At 66.9% G+C, this 17054-nt stretch carries 16 protein-coding genes; 8 read left to right on the top strand and 8 right to left on the bottom strand.

Annotated elements, in window-relative coordinates; all coding sequences use genetic code 11:
* Nucleotides 1-24 precede the first annotated feature (24 nt).
* The 3 genes from Hhyl6_RS10190 to Hhyl6_RS10180 all read left to right on the top strand — a co-directional run bounded on the left by Hhyl6_RS10190 (nt 25) and on the right by Hhyl6_RS10180 (nt 914).
* Nucleotides 25-192 (top strand): hypothetical protein, encoded by a 168-nt coding sequence (locus Hhyl6_RS10190; RefSeq protein ID WP_483739082.1) that lies wholly within the window; start codon nt 25-27, stop codon nt 190-192.
* 80 nt (nt 193-272) lie between these two features.
* Nucleotides 273-551, top strand: a complete 279-nt coding sequence (locus Hhyl6_RS10185) for a hypothetical protein (protein ID WP_483739081.1) — start codon at nt 273-275, stop codon at nt 549-551.
* A gap of 147 nt (nt 552-698) precedes the next feature.
* Nucleotides 699-914, top strand: a complete 216-nt coding sequence (locus tag Hhyl6_RS10180) for a hypothetical protein (RefSeq protein ID WP_483739080.1) — start codon at nt 699-701, stop codon at nt 912-914.
* 462 nt (nt 915-1376) lie between these two features.
* On the opposite strand, the gene Hhyl6_RS10175 is transcribed toward Hhyl6_RS10180, so the two are convergent.
* Together Hhyl6_RS10175 and Hhyl6_RS10170 are read right to left on the bottom strand one after the other, a co-directional pair.
* Entirely contained in the window at nt 1377-1517 is a 141-nt protein-coding gene (locus Hhyl6_RS10175) for a hypothetical protein (protein WP_483739079.1), read from the bottom strand.
* A 186-nt stretch (nt 1518-1703) separates the two neighbouring features.
* On the bottom strand, nt 1704-1973 hold the full coding sequence (locus Hhyl6_RS10170) for an EamA family transporter (protein WP_483739078.1): 270 nt from the start codon (nt 1971-1973) through the stop codon (nt 1704-1706).
* Nucleotides 1974-2250: 277 nt separating this feature from the next.
* Here Hhyl6_RS10170 and Hhyl6_RS10165 point away from each other — a divergent pair, with 277 nt between their 5' ends.
* On the top strand, nt 2251-3204 hold the full coding sequence (locus Hhyl6_RS10165; RefSeq protein WP_483739077.1) for a M48 family metallopeptidase: 954 nt from the start codon (nt 2251-2253) through the stop codon (nt 3202-3204).
* Here the strand turns inward: Hhyl6_RS10165 and Hhyl6_RS10160 are convergent.
* A complete protein-coding gene (locus Hhyl6_RS10160) occupies nt 3190-4116 on the bottom strand; it encodes a hypothetical protein (protein ID WP_483739076.1) in 927 nt (308 codons plus the stop codon). The two genes, Hhyl6_RS10165 and Hhyl6_RS10160, sit on opposite strands and share 15 nt — an antisense overlap.
* A gap of 39 nt (nt 4117-4155) precedes the next feature.
* The gene (locus Hhyl6_RS10155; protein WP_483739075.1) at nt 4156-4461 is read right to left on the bottom strand and encodes a DUF7344 domain-containing protein; all 306 of its coding nucleotides are present in this window, start codon (nt 4459-4461) and stop codon (nt 4156-4158) included.
* Between the two features lie 242 nt (nt 4462-4703).
* Here Hhyl6_RS10155 and Hhyl6_RS10150 point away from each other — a divergent pair, with 242 nt between their 5' ends.
* The 4 genes from Hhyl6_RS10150 to Hhyl6_RS10135 all read left to right on the top strand — a co-directional run bounded on the left by Hhyl6_RS10150 (nt 4704) and on the right by Hhyl6_RS10135 (nt 13044).
* The gene (locus Hhyl6_RS10150; protein WP_483739074.1) at nt 4704-8597 is read left to right on the top strand and encodes a PAS domain S-box protein; all 3894 of its coding nucleotides are present in this window, start codon (nt 4704-4706) and stop codon (nt 8595-8597) included.
* 116 nt (nt 8598-8713) lie between these two features.
* The gene (locus Hhyl6_RS10145) at nt 8714-12457 is read left to right on the top strand and encodes a PAS domain S-box protein (protein ID WP_483739073.1); all 3744 of its coding nucleotides are present in this window, start codon (nt 8714-8716) and stop codon (nt 12455-12457) included.
* Nucleotides 12458-12545: 88 nt separating this feature from the next.
* Nucleotides 12546-12857 (top strand): HalOD1 output domain-containing protein, encoded by a 312-nt coding sequence (locus Hhyl6_RS10140; RefSeq protein ID WP_483739072.1) that lies wholly within the window; start codon nt 12546-12548, stop codon nt 12855-12857.
* Nucleotides 12858-12891: 34 nt separating this feature from the next.
* The gene (locus Hhyl6_RS10135; protein WP_483739071.1) at nt 12892-13044 is read left to right on the top strand and encodes a hypothetical protein; all 153 of its coding nucleotides are present in this window, start codon (nt 12892-12894) and stop codon (nt 13042-13044) included.
* A gap of 186 nt (nt 13045-13230) precedes the next feature.
* Here the strand turns inward: Hhyl6_RS10135 and Hhyl6_RS10130 are convergent, their stop codons facing one another.
* The 4 genes from Hhyl6_RS10130 to Hhyl6_RS10115 all read right to left on the bottom strand — a co-directional run bounded on the left by Hhyl6_RS10130 (nt 13231) and on the right by Hhyl6_RS10115 (nt 17039).
* Entirely contained in the window at nt 13231-14073 is an 843-nt protein-coding gene (locus Hhyl6_RS10130; RefSeq protein WP_483739070.1) for an alpha/beta fold hydrolase, read from the bottom strand.
* Between the two features lie 231 nt (nt 14074-14304).
* Entirely contained in the window at nt 14305-15201 is an 897-nt protein-coding gene (locus tag Hhyl6_RS10125; protein WP_483739069.1) for an FAD-dependent monooxygenase, read from the bottom strand.
* A 151-nt stretch (nt 15202-15352) separates the two neighbouring features.
* On the bottom strand, nt 15353-16555 hold the full coding sequence (locus tag Hhyl6_RS10120) for a cation:proton antiporter (RefSeq protein ID WP_483739068.1): 1203 nt from the start codon (nt 16553-16555) through the stop codon (nt 15353-15355).
* A complete protein-coding gene (locus Hhyl6_RS10115; RefSeq protein ID WP_483739067.1) occupies nt 16548-17039 on the bottom strand; it encodes a cation:proton antiporter regulatory subunit in 492 nt (163 codons plus the stop codon). The genes Hhyl6_RS10120 and Hhyl6_RS10115 overlap by 8 nt, the downstream gene beginning before the upstream one ends.
* Between the last annotated feature and the right edge of the window lie 15 nt (nt 17040-17054).

The following is a 17054-nucleotide window of genomic DNA, read 5'->3' as shown; positions in this document are numbered from 1 at the left end:
ATGACGCTTAGTCGGAATTTGAACGTGAACGAGCATGACGCCATGTTCGAATGGGTATCAGAAGCGGCGGACGAGACCGGCGTGGATGAGGAGACACTCTGGAACATCGCTGAGAAGCTCCTGTTAGAACCTGATTCGATGGAGCACATTGAGAAGGAACTTCGTCTCAAGGTACTGTACGAATCCATCTGAACCGTCTGGAAGGTGTTGATCAGGATGCCCTCGGTTCCTGGATACAGATCAATTTCACTGTGGATGGTGAGAAGGAACAAATGCAGTTTTCGTACGGACAGTTCTCTGTCCCACTCCACGGTGGCGATTACGACGCAGAAGCGATGAAGAGGATAACTCGGGAAGAAGGCATAGAAGTGAGTATGATCGATGAGGACGTCATTGCGACCCGTCCGAACGACCGTGGTCCAGTATGGGCTGTCCGAGTGACGAAGCGTATACTCAACGAGGTGTACGGTGCTTCGCTGGGCGGTGTAACTTGGGCCGAAGAAGAGGGCGTGCGCGAACTCACGTGGGAAGAAGTCGTTGGCGACCGATAACCCGTCCACCTTTTCCATTCATTTTTGTTGGTTCTCTCAGTTGTAGTGATTACTATGCGCCGGAATAGTGACGCGATCAATTACGCAGGGGGAATGGCTACATCTCGTGTCGGTCTCACCAATATGTACATTTACGGTGGGTCGGTGTTGAGCCTGCTCACCTTTGTTCTGGGATTGGCAACGAGCGGGAGTGTAGCTGGTGCATTGAACGCAGTGATCGACTTCTACATAATGCGGCTCGTCCCCTGGCCACTGGACGAGATACTCCTTGCTGGAACGCTGTTCGAGTTGGTTGTCTCTCACGCGATTACGATCTCTGTGGGGCTGTTCTTTGCCACCTCTAAGTGGTGGATGAACGCTTGAGGCCACAGTTCGTCTGTTGTTCTGCCCGGTAACTCCCTACTCATTTTCTGACAAGTCTCGATGATAACGCCAGAATTCGCGGGGAAAATCCCGTCTGCGCCCGGTTAATGTCAACTAACCACCGCTTTGTAGATTCGTACCTTCCGAACTTGTGTTCGGACGCGCTTGAGCTGATTTCGTATCGCGGATAGTGATTTACGCCCGCCGGGAGGCGGTCTGTGTGAACCGGCCCAGAAAGGCGTCGCTCGTCCGAGAGACGCCGGTTCTGCGTCTGTCTCGCCGACCTGACGGCTCGCTCGACTGTCGAGAGTCGTGAGGACGCCGCTCTGTGACGCCAGCGGCCGTCAGTCACGGTTCACCAGAAACACGCCCGCGCTCAACAGTGCGCCGCCGCCGACGAGTCCGAGACCCACGTGCTCCTCGAGGAGGTCGCCCCCAACAGCGTACCCACGACGGGGAGCGTCACCGGGCCGAATCGAGCGACGCCGAGCACAGCGAGAGTTCGAGCGGCACCAGCGCACCGAACAGCGGAATCGACAACACCGTCACGTAGGTGGCCGTCTCGAGCGCGGAGTAGGTCCGAACCAGCGGTTTCGCGAACACGAGAACGCGGCGAAACAGACGACCGCAACAGCAACCTGACCCCGGTGAGGACGACGAGCGTCCCGACCGAAGCGGGTACGGTTCCCGTCAGTTGCCGGTGCGTGAGGCGCTCACCCAGGCCGCGACGCCGAGGGCAATCACGAATATCGGCGTCAGGACGTCAGGAGGGAGCCCTGACTCCGTTCGTCAGGTCCGTCCCCACGAACTGGGTCGTGAGCGGGCGGTGAGCCAGACCGCCAACGCCCCGAACCGACGCCACTCTCGACGCGAGAACGACCGCGTCGGCGGGGTCGTCCACACGACCGGGTAGAGCACGGTACCGCCGAGTGCGACCCGCAAGAGCGCCAACGTGAGCGGCGGAATCGCTCGAAACCCCCACTTGCTGACGACGTACATCCCGCCCCACAGCACCGCCGCGAAGAGCGGCGCGGCGGCCAGCACCCGGTCACGGTCCATCGAACCGGAGTAGCCTCGCAGGGGAAGGGTCCCGCGGGTTCGTTCCGCCACAGCGAGCTGGCCGTCGCTGGCGATCCACGGCCCGAAATGCGGACAGAGCCGTCTTTCAGTGCCGTCTCGTGGCCGAATCGGGCTGTCGTTAGCGGGACGGAGAGTGCGCGACCCCGCCGAAGATAAATCGCTATCCGCGATATAGAATCTCTTCTGGGCCGCCTTCGGCGACCTGTGTGTCGGTGCCGGCAGAAGGCGTTTCGCCGTCGCGCCCGTACGGTCGGGCATGGGAGTCGGTCGGCGGTTGGTGCTCGCGGTGGTCGGCGTCGCGTCCCTCCTCGTGTACGTCGCGGCGGCGGTGCTGGGCTATCGCCTCCTCGTCGCCCTGTGGGCGGCCCGCCCGTCGCCCGTGGTAGCCGCGGCGGCCGTGGTCGGGACTGCTCTCGCGTTCGGCGCGGTCAGTTACTGGGCCGGGACCACGCGACTCAAACGCTCGCTCGACGCGGTGGTCCTCCCCCGCACGCGTGCGCCCGAGACGTATCGTCGGTTCGCCGGCCTCACCGACCGGATGAACGCGGGGATGCCGACGCTGTTGGTCGCGCGCCTGCCGGTCCCGAACGCCTTCGCCGTCGGCGGGTTCGGCCCCGCTATCGTCGTGGACCGCCGACTGTTCGGCTACCTCTCGGCCGACGAGATGGAGGCGCTGCTGGCACACGAACTCGCGCACTTGGAGCGGCGGGACGCCCTCGTCCAGACGCTGGCGTACACCCTCACGCAGAGCCTCGTCGGGGTGGTCGGCGTCGTCCTGTTCCCCCTCGTCGTCGTGACCGGCGGCGTCGCTCGGGGATGGGCGCTGGTCCGCGGAGACCCCGCCGGATGGTCCCGGTCGTGGCTCGCCCGGACCCAGCGGACCGCCCTGCAGGTGGTCGCGCTGTTGGGTCTCGCGGTCACGTTGGGCGTGCTCGCGTACTCCAGACGCCGGGAGTGGGCGGCCGACGACCGGGCCGTGGACGTGACGGGGAAGCCGCTCGCGCTGGCCCGCGCGCTCCGGAAGATAGAGCGCGCCTCGACGCCGCGTCTGGGCCCGCTGACGCCGCTGTACGTCCACGGCGACGAGGACGGGACGCTCACCAGACTCCTCTCGACGCACCCGCCGATGGACGACCGGGTGGAGCGCCTCGTCGAGCGGTCCCGACGACAGCGACCCGGGCGAGGACGGCCCCGGTTACTCCGAGAGTAAGTCCGCCAGCGTCCGCCGGAGGTCGGCGCTCCCGGGACTCTGGGGCACCTGCGCGAGGACGTCGTTCCTGAGGGCGTCGAGCGCGTCGTCCACCCCGAGAGCGTCCAGCCTGTGGCCGTGTTTCAGTGCGACGCGGGGCGAGACGTCGAACAAGAGGTCCTGCTTGCCGATGGTCGAGTGCGTGATGGCCAGCGTCTCGACGGCCCGTTCGACGAACACCGCCCGGTCCTCGGCCGGGCCGACGCCGTCGAGGGCGGCGGCGAGGAGGGCTTCGAGCCGTTCTGTCCGGTCCTGTAGGGCGGGCGGCGCGTCGAGAACCGTCGTTCCGTCTGGCTGTTCGGGCGTCATGCTGTCGCGGGGTGCATAGGAGAGGACGGCACCGCTGACCGGTTCGGTCGCGTCCGGAAGCGGCGAAGTCAACCGTTTGGAGGGGCACGTGTCGGTGAACACGACGAGGACGTTCGCCGGGTCACCCGACACCGGGTCGCCCTCCGCCGAGGACGGGCGTTCGTACCCCCTGCGGAGGGCCTCCCGAAGCGTCCTCGGAATCGGTCCGGCGTCGCTCCGGAGTTCGACGTGGACGACGACTGGACCGGTGTCGCTCCGGTCGAGGATGCGCCACAGCGACGCTACGCCGTCGCCAGCGAGCGCCGAGAGGCGAAAACAGGGACAGTCGCGGTCGGCCGCCAGCAGTCGGGCGAGAGTGATGCCGCGCCACCCGGTCAGGTCGGGAACGTACATCCACGGGACGGCGTTGACGGGGCCGACGGTGGGGTCGCCGGTCCCGGGGCCGAGGCGGTCGGGGACCGAGTCGAGGTACGCGTCCAGCGTTCCGCGTTCGTCGGCGAAGTAGTCGGCGACGGGGGCCGGAAGCGTCGTTTCGAGGCGACAGTGCTGCGGGACCGGAGCCATGTACCCACCCGTTGGGGCGACGGGTGGAAAACAGTGGCTCTAGTGGACCTGCCGCGTCTCGGCGTCGTAGTCGACGACGTCGTTAGCGGCCAACCGGGGCAGGTGGTTGTGGTGGAGGGCGATGGCCGCGCGTTCGATGGCCGCGGGGTCGGCTGTCTCCATGCCGGATTCCCGTGCCGCGACTTCCGTTGCCAGTTCGTCTAGGTGGACAGGGCCGACTCGGTCCGACAGTACGTCGAGCGCGATACGGCGACGTTCGTCGGTCAGAAGTCGATGACGGTCGCTGTCAGTCAGGTCGACCGTACCCGCAAGTTCACCGTCAGTGTCACTGAGTATCTGAGTCATGGGTCGTAGCGCCAATCCAGTCGGAGTCCGGGGCGTACCTTTACTAATACACCACGTCGGGGTAAGAGTGGCCTAGAAGATTTTAGGGCGTTACTGACGAGTCGCCGCCGTGCCGAGGAGTGACCGCACCGTGGTAGCGACAGACGTTCAGTTCGAGTGATAGATGCCGGACGGCGGCCGGTGCGTCCGAGATGGACTCCGCCGGCGGAGGGTATAATGGGCTGGCACCGGTACCCGTGGCCATGGCAGGCCACTCGCTGACCGACAGTCTCCGTGAGACCCTCGCGCTGTTCGACCCCGCGGGGACACCGTTGACGACCACGGAGGCCGCCGAGCGACTCGACCTCGGTCGGCGGAGCACCTACGACCGCCTCGAACGACTGGTCGACAACGGGCGTCTCGAGACGAAGAAAGTCGGGGCAAGCGCACGCGTATGGTGGCGGACGGCCTCGGAGAACTCGTCCAGAGCGACGGACGCCGACCGAGTGCTGGAGGCCGCCCCCGTCGAACTGGTGACCGTCACCGCCGACGGAACCGTCGACCGGGCCAACGCCCGGGCGAGAGACGCGTTCGGCGTCGACGAGTCGACCGAGTCGGCGGCGACTGCCCTGCAGTTCCGCGACGAAGCCGGCTCGGTTCCGGAGGCTGACCACCCCGTTAGGGCCGCCCTCGGCGACGATGCGGCCGCCGTCGACCGGGTACTCGAACACGAGACGCCGGACGGAGTCCGTCGATGGGTGAGAGTCACCGCGTCGCCACTGTCGGATGGTGGTGCCGTCCTCGCCTGCACTGACGTCACGCAGCAGACGCAGACCCAACTGAAACGCCAGCGCGAGCGGTTCGAAGACGAACTGCGGGAGATGTTCGACCGCATCGACGACGCCTTCTTCGCGCTGGACGAGTCGTGGCAGTTCACCCACGTCAACGACCGGGCCGCGGCGCTGCTGGACCGTCCAGCCGAGGAACTGGTCGGCGAGAACGTCTGGGAGGCGTTCCCGGCGGCGGACGGCTCGCAGTTCCAGACGGAGTACGAGCGAGCCTTCGAGACACAGGAGTCCCAGTCGTTCGAGGCGTTCTACCCGCCGCTGGACACGTGGTTCGAGGTCACCGCCTACCCGTCCGAAACCGGGCTCTCGGTGTACTTCCGAGACGTGACCGACCGCGTCGAGCGGGAACGCGAACTCGAGCGGTACGAGACCATCGTCGAGACCGTCGAGGACGGCATCTACGTCGTGGACGACGACGGCTACTTCACCGACGTCAACGAGAGCTACGCCTCGATGGTCGGCTACGACCCGTCGGAACTCGTCGGGGAGCACGTCTCTGCGGTCGTCGACGACGACGAGGTCCTCGCGGAGGCCCAGCGCCTCGAAGGTGAACTGGCGGCGGGCGAACGGACGCAGGCCTCCCTCGAAGCGGAGTTCACCACCGGGGACGGCGAGGCGTTGGCGGCCGAGGCGACGTTCGCGCTGTTCGAGACAGACGACGGGTACGAACGCGTCGGCGTCGTCCGGGACGTCACCGACCGAACGGAGCGAGAGCGAGAGCTCGAACTGTACGAGACCATCGTCGAGACGGTCGACGACGGCATCTACGCCGTCGACGGCGACGCCAACTTCGTCCTCGTCAACGAGCGGTTCTGTGACCTGACGGGCTACGAGGAGGACGAACTCCTCGGCGCGGACGCGACGACCGTCCACAACGAGACCATCTCGGCCAGAGCCGAATCGATGGCCGAGGAGGTCGTCTCGGACGAACGGGACGTGGCGCGCATGGAACTGGACATCCAGACCAGCGACGGGGACGCGGTCCCCTGCGAGAGCCGGTTCTCCCCGTTCCCGATAGACGACGGCTTCGGTCGCTGTGGCGTCGTCCGGGACGTCTCCGACCGCCTCGAACGGGAGGCCGAACTCAGGCGTCGGGTCACCCAACAGGAGGTGGTCACCGACCTCGGGCAGCGAGCACTCGCAGACAGCGACGTGGACGCGCTGATGGCTCAAGCCGTCGAGTTCGTCTCCGAGACCCTCGAGACCGAGTACTGCAAGGTCCTCGACCTCGACAGCGAGGCGGATGAACTGGCCCTCAGACAGGGGGTTGGCTGGGACGAGGGCGTCGTCGGGTCGGCGACGGTGTCCGCCGTCGCCGACGACTCGCAGGCCTCGTACACGCTTGCGTCCTCCGAACCCGTCGTCGTCGAGGACCTGCGGAGCGAACGGCGCTTCGGCGGCCCGGACCTGTTGACCGACCACGACGTCCGGAGCGGCATCAGCGTCGTCATCGGCCCCGGCGACGACCCGTGGGGCATCCTCGGGACCCACGACACCGCCCGACGGGAGTTCTCCGACCACGACGTCAACTTCGTCCAGTCCGTCGCCACCATCCTCGCCTCGGCCATCGCCAGACGCGACCACGAACGGGAACTGGTCGACCAGCGAGCAGAGTTGCGCCGACGCGAACAGACGCTGCGGCGCGCACACGAGATTATCGCCGATTCCGACCGGTCGCTCGGCTCGCAAATCGACGCGCTCCTCGGCGTCGTCCGCGACACCGTCGGGACCGACTACGCGTCGCTGTCGCAGGTACAGGGTACCGACTACGTCTTCGAGTCGGTCGACGCGCCGCCCGACGCGGACCTCCAGGCGGGCGACGTCGTCCCCGTAGAGTACACGAACTGTGAACGGGTCGTGAGGACGGAGGAGACGCTCGTCCTTGAAGACGTCGAGCGGGACGCGCCCGAACTGGCCGACAAGGCCGGGAACGCGGAGTGGGGCATCGACAGTTACCTCGGCGCGCCGGTGTCCGTCGACGACACCGTGTACGGGACCTTCTGTTTCTACGGCATGGAGGCCCGTGAGGAGGAGTTCTCCGACTGGGAAATCGCGTTGGTCGACCTCATCAGCAACTGGATGGGCACCGAACTCGAGCGCCAGCAGAACGTCGACCTCCTCTCGGCGCTCAACGGCCTGAACGAAGTGTTCAACGAGACTGCCACGGCCGTCATCGAGCAGTCGACCCGCGAGGAGATAGAGGAGACGGTGTGTCGTCACCTCGCGAACTCCTCGTCCTACCAGTTCGCGTGGATAGGCGAGGGGGACAGTGGCTCACAGCGAGTCGTGCCGCGGGCGGAGGCCGAGACCGGGGACTATCTCGACGGACTGGAGATATCGCTCGACCCGGACGACGAACGGAGCGAGGGACCGACGGGCGAGGCGTTCCGCACGGGCGAGACACAGATAGTCACCGACGTCAGGACGGCGGAGCGCTACGAGTGCTGGCGTGACCGGGCCGAAGCGTACGACTTCCGGGCGTCGGCGGCCGTGCCAATCGCCCACGAAGACACGGTGTACGGCGTGTTGAACGTCTACACCACGCGGGAGAACGCCTTCGAGGGGCGGGAACGCGTGGTCGTCGAGCAACTCGGAGAGGTGGTCGGCCACGCCATCGCCGCCACCCAGCGCAAGCAGGCACTGATGAGCGACGAAGTCGTCGAACTGGCGTTCCACATCCCCGACGTCTTCGAGACCCTCGACATCGACACCGAGACCGAAGGCACCATCAGTCTCGACCACGCGATTCCCGTCGCCGACGACGAGTACGTCGTCTACGGGTCGGCGACGCCGGACGCCGTCGAGAGCGTCCGCGCCATCACCGACGCCCTGCCACACTGGGAGTCGGTGACCTTCCGCGCTGAGGGAGACGAGTTCGAACTCCGCCTCTCGGAACCACCGGTGTTGTCGGTGGTCGCCTCGGTCGGTGGCTTCGTCGAAACGGCCGTCATCGAGGAGGGAGACTACCGGATGACGATTCGCGTCTCGCCGACCGTCGACGCGCGCCAGATAACCGACGTCGTGACGGACGCCTACCCCGAGGCACAACTCCTCAAGCGCCGACAGCGAACGCGGGACAGCGGCGCTCGCCTCCAGCGAGAACTGACCGAGACGCTCACCGACCGACAGCTAACGGCACTCGAAGCCGCGTACCACGCCGGGTTCTTCGAGTGGCCGCGGGACGTCTCGGGACAGGACGTGGCCGACTCGCTCGGTATCGCCGCATCCACCTTCCACCAACACCTCCGCAAGGCCGAGCGCAAGGTGTTCGACCGGTTCCTCACGACCGCGCTACCGACGACGAGGTAGCCTCTCGACCCGATGGACGGCGACAGGTTTGCGGTCGAACCGGGCGCGAAGGGCCGGCTCGCCGCCTCACAAAATAGGCGTGGCCCACTTCCACGAGGAACGTGAATGGACAGTATATGCGTATCAACCAAGAGCAATCTTCGCTCCGTCACCTCTACGTCGGCGACGAGTCACTCTGGTCCGACGGATTGCGGTCCGCGGTCGACGACGTTCCCGGGTCCCCAACCGAGCGAACCGTCGGGACGGCAGCGGACGCCCTCGACGCAGTCGAAGACGAGTCGGTCGCGGCCGTCGTCGCACAGTACGACCTGCCGGACGGCGACGGACTCTCGCTTCTCTCCCGCTGTCTCGAGGCCCAACCCGGCGTCCTCACGATACTGGTCTCCGAGGAGTGTCCCCAAGCGCGACTCGAACGGGCCTACGACGCCGGCATCGACGAAGTCGTCCACTACACCGGGCCCGAGAAACACCGCCTCCTCAGCCACCACCTCCAGAACTACCTCGGGAGCAGCGAGTCCTCCACGTGGCAACCGCGGTTGAGCAAGCACATGGCGTCGCTCGCCGCGACGATGTCCGACGCGATACTCTCCGTCGACGAGGACAGCGTCATCCGCTACGCTAACCCCGCCGTCGAGGATGTGTTCGGCTACGACCCGGACACGCTCGTCGGCGAACCGCTGACGGTGCTGATGTCCGACGAACTCGCCGAACACCACCTGAAGGGGATGCGACGCTATCTCGCGACGGGAGAGCGAACCATCGACTGGGACGACGTCGAACTGGTCGGGCAGCACAAGGACGGTCACCGTATCCCCCTCAGCATCTCGTTCTCGGAGTTCTACGTCGGGTCGGACCGCTACTTCACCGGCATCATGCGGGACATCAGCGACCGCAAGCGGATACAGGCGGAGCGAGAACTGTACCACGAGACCACCCAGCGAATCCTCCAGGCGGACGCCTTCGAAGACGGCCTGCAAATCGGTCTCGACGCCGTCGGGTCGGCGATGGACTGGCAGTACGGCGAGGCGTGGATTCGGGCCGAGGAGGGCCACCTCGAACGCGCCCCCGGGCAGTACGTCGCCAGCGAGACGGGCGAGGCGTTCAGGGACGCCACGTCGCCGGTCACCTTCGAACCGGGAACCGGCCTCGTCGGCCGGGTCTGGCAGACCGGGTCCCCCGAGTGGATGCGTGACGTCACCCGCGACGACGCGCCGTTCGTCCGGTCGTCGGCCGCCGCCGAGACCGGTCTCCGGGCGGCCCTCGGCGTCCCGATACTGAGCGACGGCACCGTCGTCGCCGTGATGGTGTTCTTCCTCGATAGCTCCCGGGAACCCGACGCGGCGATGATAGAGGCGACGACGACCGTCGCCACCGACCTCGGCCGGTTGATGCGACGCCTCCAAGCGGAGACGGCGCTCCGGGAGGAACGAGGACTGAAAGACCGCATCTTGGAGACGAGTCCGGTCGGCATCGTCATCATCGACGAGGACGACACCTTCCGGTACATCAACGACCGGGCGGCCGACATCCTCGGTATCGACGGGTACGACGGCCCGGTCACGGAGGAAGCGCTGGACGCCGAACTGCTGCGCTTCGAAGGCGCGCCCACGCAGGAGCGGCTCCATCGCCGCGTCGTACAGGACGGCGAGACCATAAGTGGCGAGGCGACTGTCAGAATCGACGGCGAGAAGCGCTGGCTGTCGGTCCACGGGACGCCGCTACACAACGAGGACGGCGCGGTGACCTCGGCGGTGTACTCCTTGCAGGACATCACCGACCGGAAGGAGCGCGAGCGCCGCCTCCAGCGACAGCAGGCGGTGATGCAGACGGTCCGGGACGGCCTGTACGCGCTCGACGACGAGGGCCGATTCGTCGCCGTCAACGACGCCTACACGGAACTCACCGGGTACGGCCGCGAGGAACTCCTCGGGAGCCACGCCAGCGAGTTCGTCGACACGCGCGTCATCGACGAAGCGCGCACGCTCCAGACGGACATCGAGGACAACGGGCACGAGAGCGCCACGCTCGAGGCGGTGTTGACGACGGCGGACGGCGAACAGGTGCCCATCGAGGCCCACATCTCGCTGTTCGAACTCGACGACGGGCGCTACGGGCGGGCCGGCGTCGTCCGTGACATCACCGAGCGCAAGCGCCGGGAAGAGCGACTCGCCAGCCTCAACGAGGTCGGACAGGCGCTGACGGCCGCCGAGACGGACAGCGAGGTTGCCGACATCGTCGTCGAGGGGGCCAGCGAGATACTCGACCTCTCCCTGACGAGCGTCGAGTACTACGACGAGTCGGCCGGACAACTCCGTTCGGCCGCCCGGACCGCCGAACTCAGAACGCTCGTGGGCGACGCTCCGGTGTTCAGTTCGGAGTGGGACTTCCCGTCGCAGGTGTACGCGGAGAGCGACGGCCGCGTGGTCAGTGACCTCGCCAGCGAGGACCGCCTCGACCCCGACGAGACGCCGCTGGAGAGCGCCATCATCCTCCCGGTTGGGACCCACGGCGTCTTCATCGCCGGGGCGACGGAACCCGATTCGTTCACCGAGACGGACGTGATGGTCGCGAAGATTCTCGTGGCGAACGCCGTCGCCGCCCTCGACCGGGTGGCGCGTGAACGCGAACTCCGGGAGAAGACGGCCCGACTGGCCGAACACAACGAGTCGCTCCAGCGAATCAACCGCCTCAACGACATCATTCGCGGGTTGACGCGCGAACTCACGCAGGCCTCGAGCCGCGAAGACATCGAGCGGGCGGTCTGTGAGAACCTCTCCGACGCCGACCCCTACGTCTTCGCGTGGATCGCCGAACAGCGAGCGAGCGGCGACGACGTGGTGCCGCGCACGAGTTCGGGCGACGAGGGGTACGTCGACTGGTTCGCCGACGCAGACGCGCCGGCGAGCGGCGAGACGCCGACCGAGAGGGCCATCAGAACCCACGAACCCGTCGTCGAGAACAACCTCCACGCCGACCCGCCCCTCGAACCGTGGCAGACACAGGCGCTCAGGTACGGCTACCACGCCAGCATCGCCGTGCCGCTGACGTTCCGCGATACGGTCTACGGCGTCCTGAACCTCTACGCGGACGAGGCCGGTATCTTCGACGAGATGGAGCGGGCCGTACTCGGCGAACTGGGCAACATGGTAGGGTACGCCATCAACGCCATCGAGCGCAAGAAGGCCCTCGTCAGCGACCGGGCCGTCGAACTCACGTTCAGCGTCGACGACGCGTCGATTCCCGCCCTCCAGTTCTGCAAGGAGACCGACAGCGAGTTCGAGTTCGACGAACTGGTCGAACACAGCGACGGCAGCATCCGGGTGTTCTTCACCGTCACCGGGTCCGACCCGGAGGCCGTCTATCGGTACAGCGACGAGATACCGTCGGTCCACGAGGTCAACCTGCTCACGAAACACGACGACACGTGTCGGTACGAAGCGTTGGTGGGAGATTCGGGGTTCCTCGCGGACCTCGTCGCGTACGGCGCGCACCCGACGTCGGTGACCGCCGGCGCCGACGGCGGGGAGGTGCGCGTCGAGTTACCCCAGAGCGGCGACGTCCAGTCGTTCGCCCGGATGTTCCTGAACCGCTACGAGGGGAGCGAACTGGTCGCGCGCACCGAACGCGACGCGCCCGTCCAGACCCTCGCGGAGTTCGAGGCCAACTACCGGGACCGACTCACCGAACGACAGCGCGAGGTGCTCGAAACCGCGTACTTCAGCGGGTTCTTCGAGTGGCCCCGCGAGACCACCGGACAGGAGTTGGCGGAGATGCTCGACATCTCGCAACCGACGGTCAGCCGACACATCAGAACCGGCGAGCGAGAGCTGTTCGGGTTGGTTTTCGACGACGACCGATAGTCCGGGCTAGCTATCTAGCACCGGGGCGGCACTCGCCGGTATATCCTTATCGAGAGGGGCTATGGGTGTAGAGATAGTACAACGTAGTATGATTGGAACAACCCCCGCACCGAACGAAAACGTCGTCGCCGACGGCCCGGACTCGCTGGTCGTCACCATCACGGAGAAACTCGCCGCCGAACGCGGGGTGTCGCCGCGGGAACTGCCGCCGCTGAACGACTACATCGACGTCGACGCGCTCGCGTCCCTGTTCAACTCGCCCGGAAGCGCCCACCGGACCACGTTCGGGCACGTCCGCTTCCAAATCGAGAACACCGAGGTACAGGTCGACCACGACGGCACCGTCTCGGTCCGGACGTTCGGCGCCGAACCGGCCCCCGTAGAGACCGTCGAAGACTGAGTACCGTGCGAGAATCCAACGAGTAGATACAACCATGATAGCGAACGAAGACGACCGAGAAGAGACGCTGGAGCGCTACCGAGCCATCGAATACCGCGGCGAAGACGGTCTCGTGACGATTATACAGGACACCGAGAACGAGGAGGCGTGGGTCCAATCCAACGTCAAACAGGACGTCCTCCCCTAAGCCTTCCACACGGTCCCGCTGTCCGTTTCTCTCTATTCTCACCGACAGAGACGGTAGCGACGCGTTCTCGACCGCTCCGACTGAGCCTCGACACTGACGCCGACTGCCTATTCTGTATAGCGACAAAGAATTTATCGCGGAGCGCCGCGAGTGTCGCCAATCGTCGGAGAACGGCCGCAGACGGCCTCACCGGCCAGAGGCGGCCGCCTCGACGTGTCGTGCCACGGCCTCGGGGTTCTCCCGAGGTGCCCAGTGGGCGCAGTCGTCGAGGACGTGGAGTTCGGCGTCGGGAATCTCCGCGGCGGCCCGTTCGGCCCACGCGACCGGGAACAGTTCGTCGTGCGCGCCGTGGAGCAACCGGGTCGGAACCGTGAGGTCGCCGTAGCGGTCGGTGAACGTCGTCCGGTAGCCGTGGCGAGTCACCTCCGCGTCGCGGAACCGGCGGAAGGCCGCTCCGGCGGTCGGCCGGTGAACCTCCTCGAAGACGGCATCGACGGCGGCCCCCGAGAGCGCGTCGAGGTCGTAGACGACACCCCCGAGGCTCGCGCGCGTGAGACGACGACTCCGGCGGAAGGCAGCGATAGCGAGTTTATTGAACACCTGCACTCGCGCGAGGAACAGCGAGAGCAGGCCGTTCGGTAACTCGCGCCCGAGACCGTACGGGTCGATGGGCACCAGCGTCTCGACGAGGTCCGGGCGGTCCAGCGCGAGTTGGACGGCGACGCCCCCGCCCAGCGAGAGGCCCACCAGCGTCACCGGGCCGCAGTCCAGCGAGTCGAGGACCGCCGCGACTATCTCGGCGTGGCGCGGAATCGAGTAGGTGTCCTCAGCCAGTTCGCTCTCGCCGTAGCCCAGCAAGTCCGGCGCGACGACGCGGTGTTCGGGCACGAGTCGGTCGACTACCGGCGGCCACGAGACGTGGGCGGCGTCGATGATGCCGCCGTGGAGGAGCACGACGGGAGGGCCATCGCCGGCCGTTCGGTAGTGGATGCGCGCGCCGTCGACCGTGAACGTCTCGTCGGCGACCATGACGGACGCTCGACGGCCACGCACTGAAGGGTTTCGTCGTTCCGCCCGAGGACGGCGGTCTCAGGAACGTACGGGCGGCCTCGTCGCTGATTCTGTGTCATGGGGTAGATAGCCCATAAATCTAATTTCGCTATACAGAATGTGCTACTCGACGCTTCGACCGTGGTGTCGGACCGGGACCGGAACGTGGCAATACCGTCGGTAGCGGCGTCGAGGAGGGGCCTCGAACGGTCACTCGTCGGCCGTGCCGGACGCCGCCTCGATCTCGCGAGCGCGTTCGAGGACGAGGGTGTCGTCGACGTGGTCCAACAGTCGCCGCTGGCCACGGTCCGTCCGTGCCGCTATCTCCGCCTCGGAGACGTAGGTCGCCAGTCGCCGGTCGATGGCCTCCTCCCGGAGTTCGACGCGTCGCTCGTCGGCGAGGCCGTGGTCCTCGGGGAGCCGGCGGTCGAACCACTCGCGCCACCGGTCCCGGTCTCCACACTCCTCGTCTCGCGCGCTCTCGGGGCGGACCCAGTCGTAGTGGTCCGCGACGGCGTCCGGATAGCCCCGCTCACGGCGGGCGTCCGCGAGGAGTTCGAGGGCGGTTCGCGCCCCGCGACCGGCGGCGACGATAGCCTGTCGGTCCGCCTCGTGGGACGGGGAGGCCACGTACAGGCCCTCGACGGGGGTGGTGCCGTCGTGGTCGGCGTACGAACGGTCGAAGCGCTCGCGTTCCTCGCCGTCGTACTCGTGGCGCTCGAACATCTCGCCGTCGTCGAGCGGACGCAGGTACGCCCCGTCGTATCGGGTCGCAGCGAGGACGTACCGCGTCGTGACCGCGCGGCCGTCCTGTGTCCGGACGACGAACCCGGTGCCGTCGTCGGCGCGCTCGACGGCCGAGACGAGGTCCGGGACGACGGTCCCGCCCGCCTCCTCGGCGTGGTCGTGCATCAGCGCGTACAGCGTCTCGACGTCGACACCGGCGGGAAACCCGAGGTAGTTCTCGAGGTAGGCACACTGTTTGACCGAGGAGCGCCCACGGTCGAAGATGACCGTATCGAGGCCGTATCTGGCGAGGAAGACGCCGGCCGAACAGCCGGCCGGACCGCCACCCACGACGACGACGTCGCGGTCGGAGTCGCTCACGCTGGGTCACCTCGTCTCGCCGAATCGCTCTCTCGTTGCTGGTCCATACGCGGTACACCAGACTACCCACACATACCGCTTGCTATTTTTCGGCTGGCCTAAAATCGGACCCCGGAGCGCGGCGAACGGTCGATATCCGGACAGCGGACGGTCAGCCGCGTGAGTCGCCGCCTCTCATCGACAGGACGGCGTCGGTGATGCCGTCGGCCCTGTCGACGAGGACGCTCCCGACGACGCTCATCACGAGGACGTAGCCGACGGCGAAGGCGGGGATGACCGAACCGAGGCGACCGGTGCCGATGCTGGCCGCGAGTGCGACGAGGACCAGCGAGAACTCGCCGCGGGGGACCAGTCCCAGCCCGACCCGGAGCGAGCGGCGCCGGTCGAGACCGTACACCCGCCCCGAGAGCGTCCCACTCAGCAGTTTCCCGGCCGTCGTCGCCACTACCGCGACGACGAGGAGGCCGGCGACGCCCGCGAGCAGCGTCACGTCCGTCGAGAGGCCGATAGCGAAGAAGAAGACGGCGGCGAAGAGGTCCCGGGCCGGCGAGACGATGTGCTCGATGCGCTCGACGTGAGTCGTCTGGCTGAGACCGGTCCCGAGGAAGAAGGCCGCGACGGCCTCGCTGACGCCCAGCGCCAGCGCCGCCCCGGCGACGACGGTTGTCAGCCCGACGACCCGGAGGACGAACTGCTCGTCCGACCCCGTCGTGAAGAACCGCTCGAACCAACCGGCACCGTACCACGCGACGACCGAGAGGCCGCCGAGGAAGAGGAAGGCGACGCCGACGGAGGTGGCCGCCGCCCGCAGCCCCCCGCCGCCGGTGATGGCCGCCAGCAGGGCGAGGTAGACGGCGATGAGGATGTCCTCGAACACCAGCGTCCCGAGGATGGGACTGGACTCCTCGTTGGCAATCCACCCCGTCTCGATGAGCGACTTCGTGACGACGGCCGACGAGGAGATGTAGACGATGCCCGCGAGGAACAGCGTCTCGACGAGCGTCCACCCGAAGGCGAGGCCGATGGCCGCGCCGATGCCGAAGTTGACGACGAAGTCCAGCGTCCCGATGGCGGTTATCTTCCGACGGTCCCGGAGCAACTGGTCGACGCTGAACTCCAACCCGAGGAAGAAGAGGAGGAAGACGACCCCCAGTTCCGCCAGCACGTCGATGACCTCCCCCTCGTTCACGAGGGCGACCGGGACGCCGAACAGCGCCGTCGGTTCGTTCGGCCCCAGCAGGACGCCGACGAGGATGTACGCCGGGATGACCGAGAGGCCGATTCGCCCCGCCAGCATCCCGGCGAGTGCGACGCCGGTGACGGCGACGCCGACTTCGAGGAGTAGCTCAGCCATCGTTGTCCGGCGCGACTAACTCTTCGAGCGCCGACTGCTCGTCGCGGGTGCCGAGCGTGACGAGGATGTCGCCCTCGGTGATGGTGTCTTCCGGGTCCGGGTTCGGGAGCGTCTCCCCGTCGCGCTGGATGGCGATGATGGAGGCACCGGTCTGCTGGCGGACCTTCGCGTCGGCCAGCGTCTGCCCCGCGAGCGGCGAGTCGGCCTCGACGTCGACCCACTCGATGATGGCGTCGCCAAGCGGCACGTCCACCGAGTCCGTCTCGACTGGCTGGAAGTACGCCCCCTGCAGAATCGCCCCCACCTCGCGGGCCTGCCGGCCGGAGAGCGTGAAGAGGCGGTCGGCGTCGACGTCCGGCCCGTCCTTGTGGAACACTTCGCGTTTCCCGTCGTGGTGGATGACGATGACGAGTCGCTCGCCGCCGTCGAGTTCCACCTCGAACTTCTTGCCCACGCCGGGGACGTCTGTCTCGTAGACGGTCATATCGGCGTATCCACC

The sequence above is a fragment of the Haloarcula sp. H-hyl6 genome (genome assembly GCF_056934455.1).
This window is presented reverse-complemented; position numbering and strand designations above follow the sequence as displayed.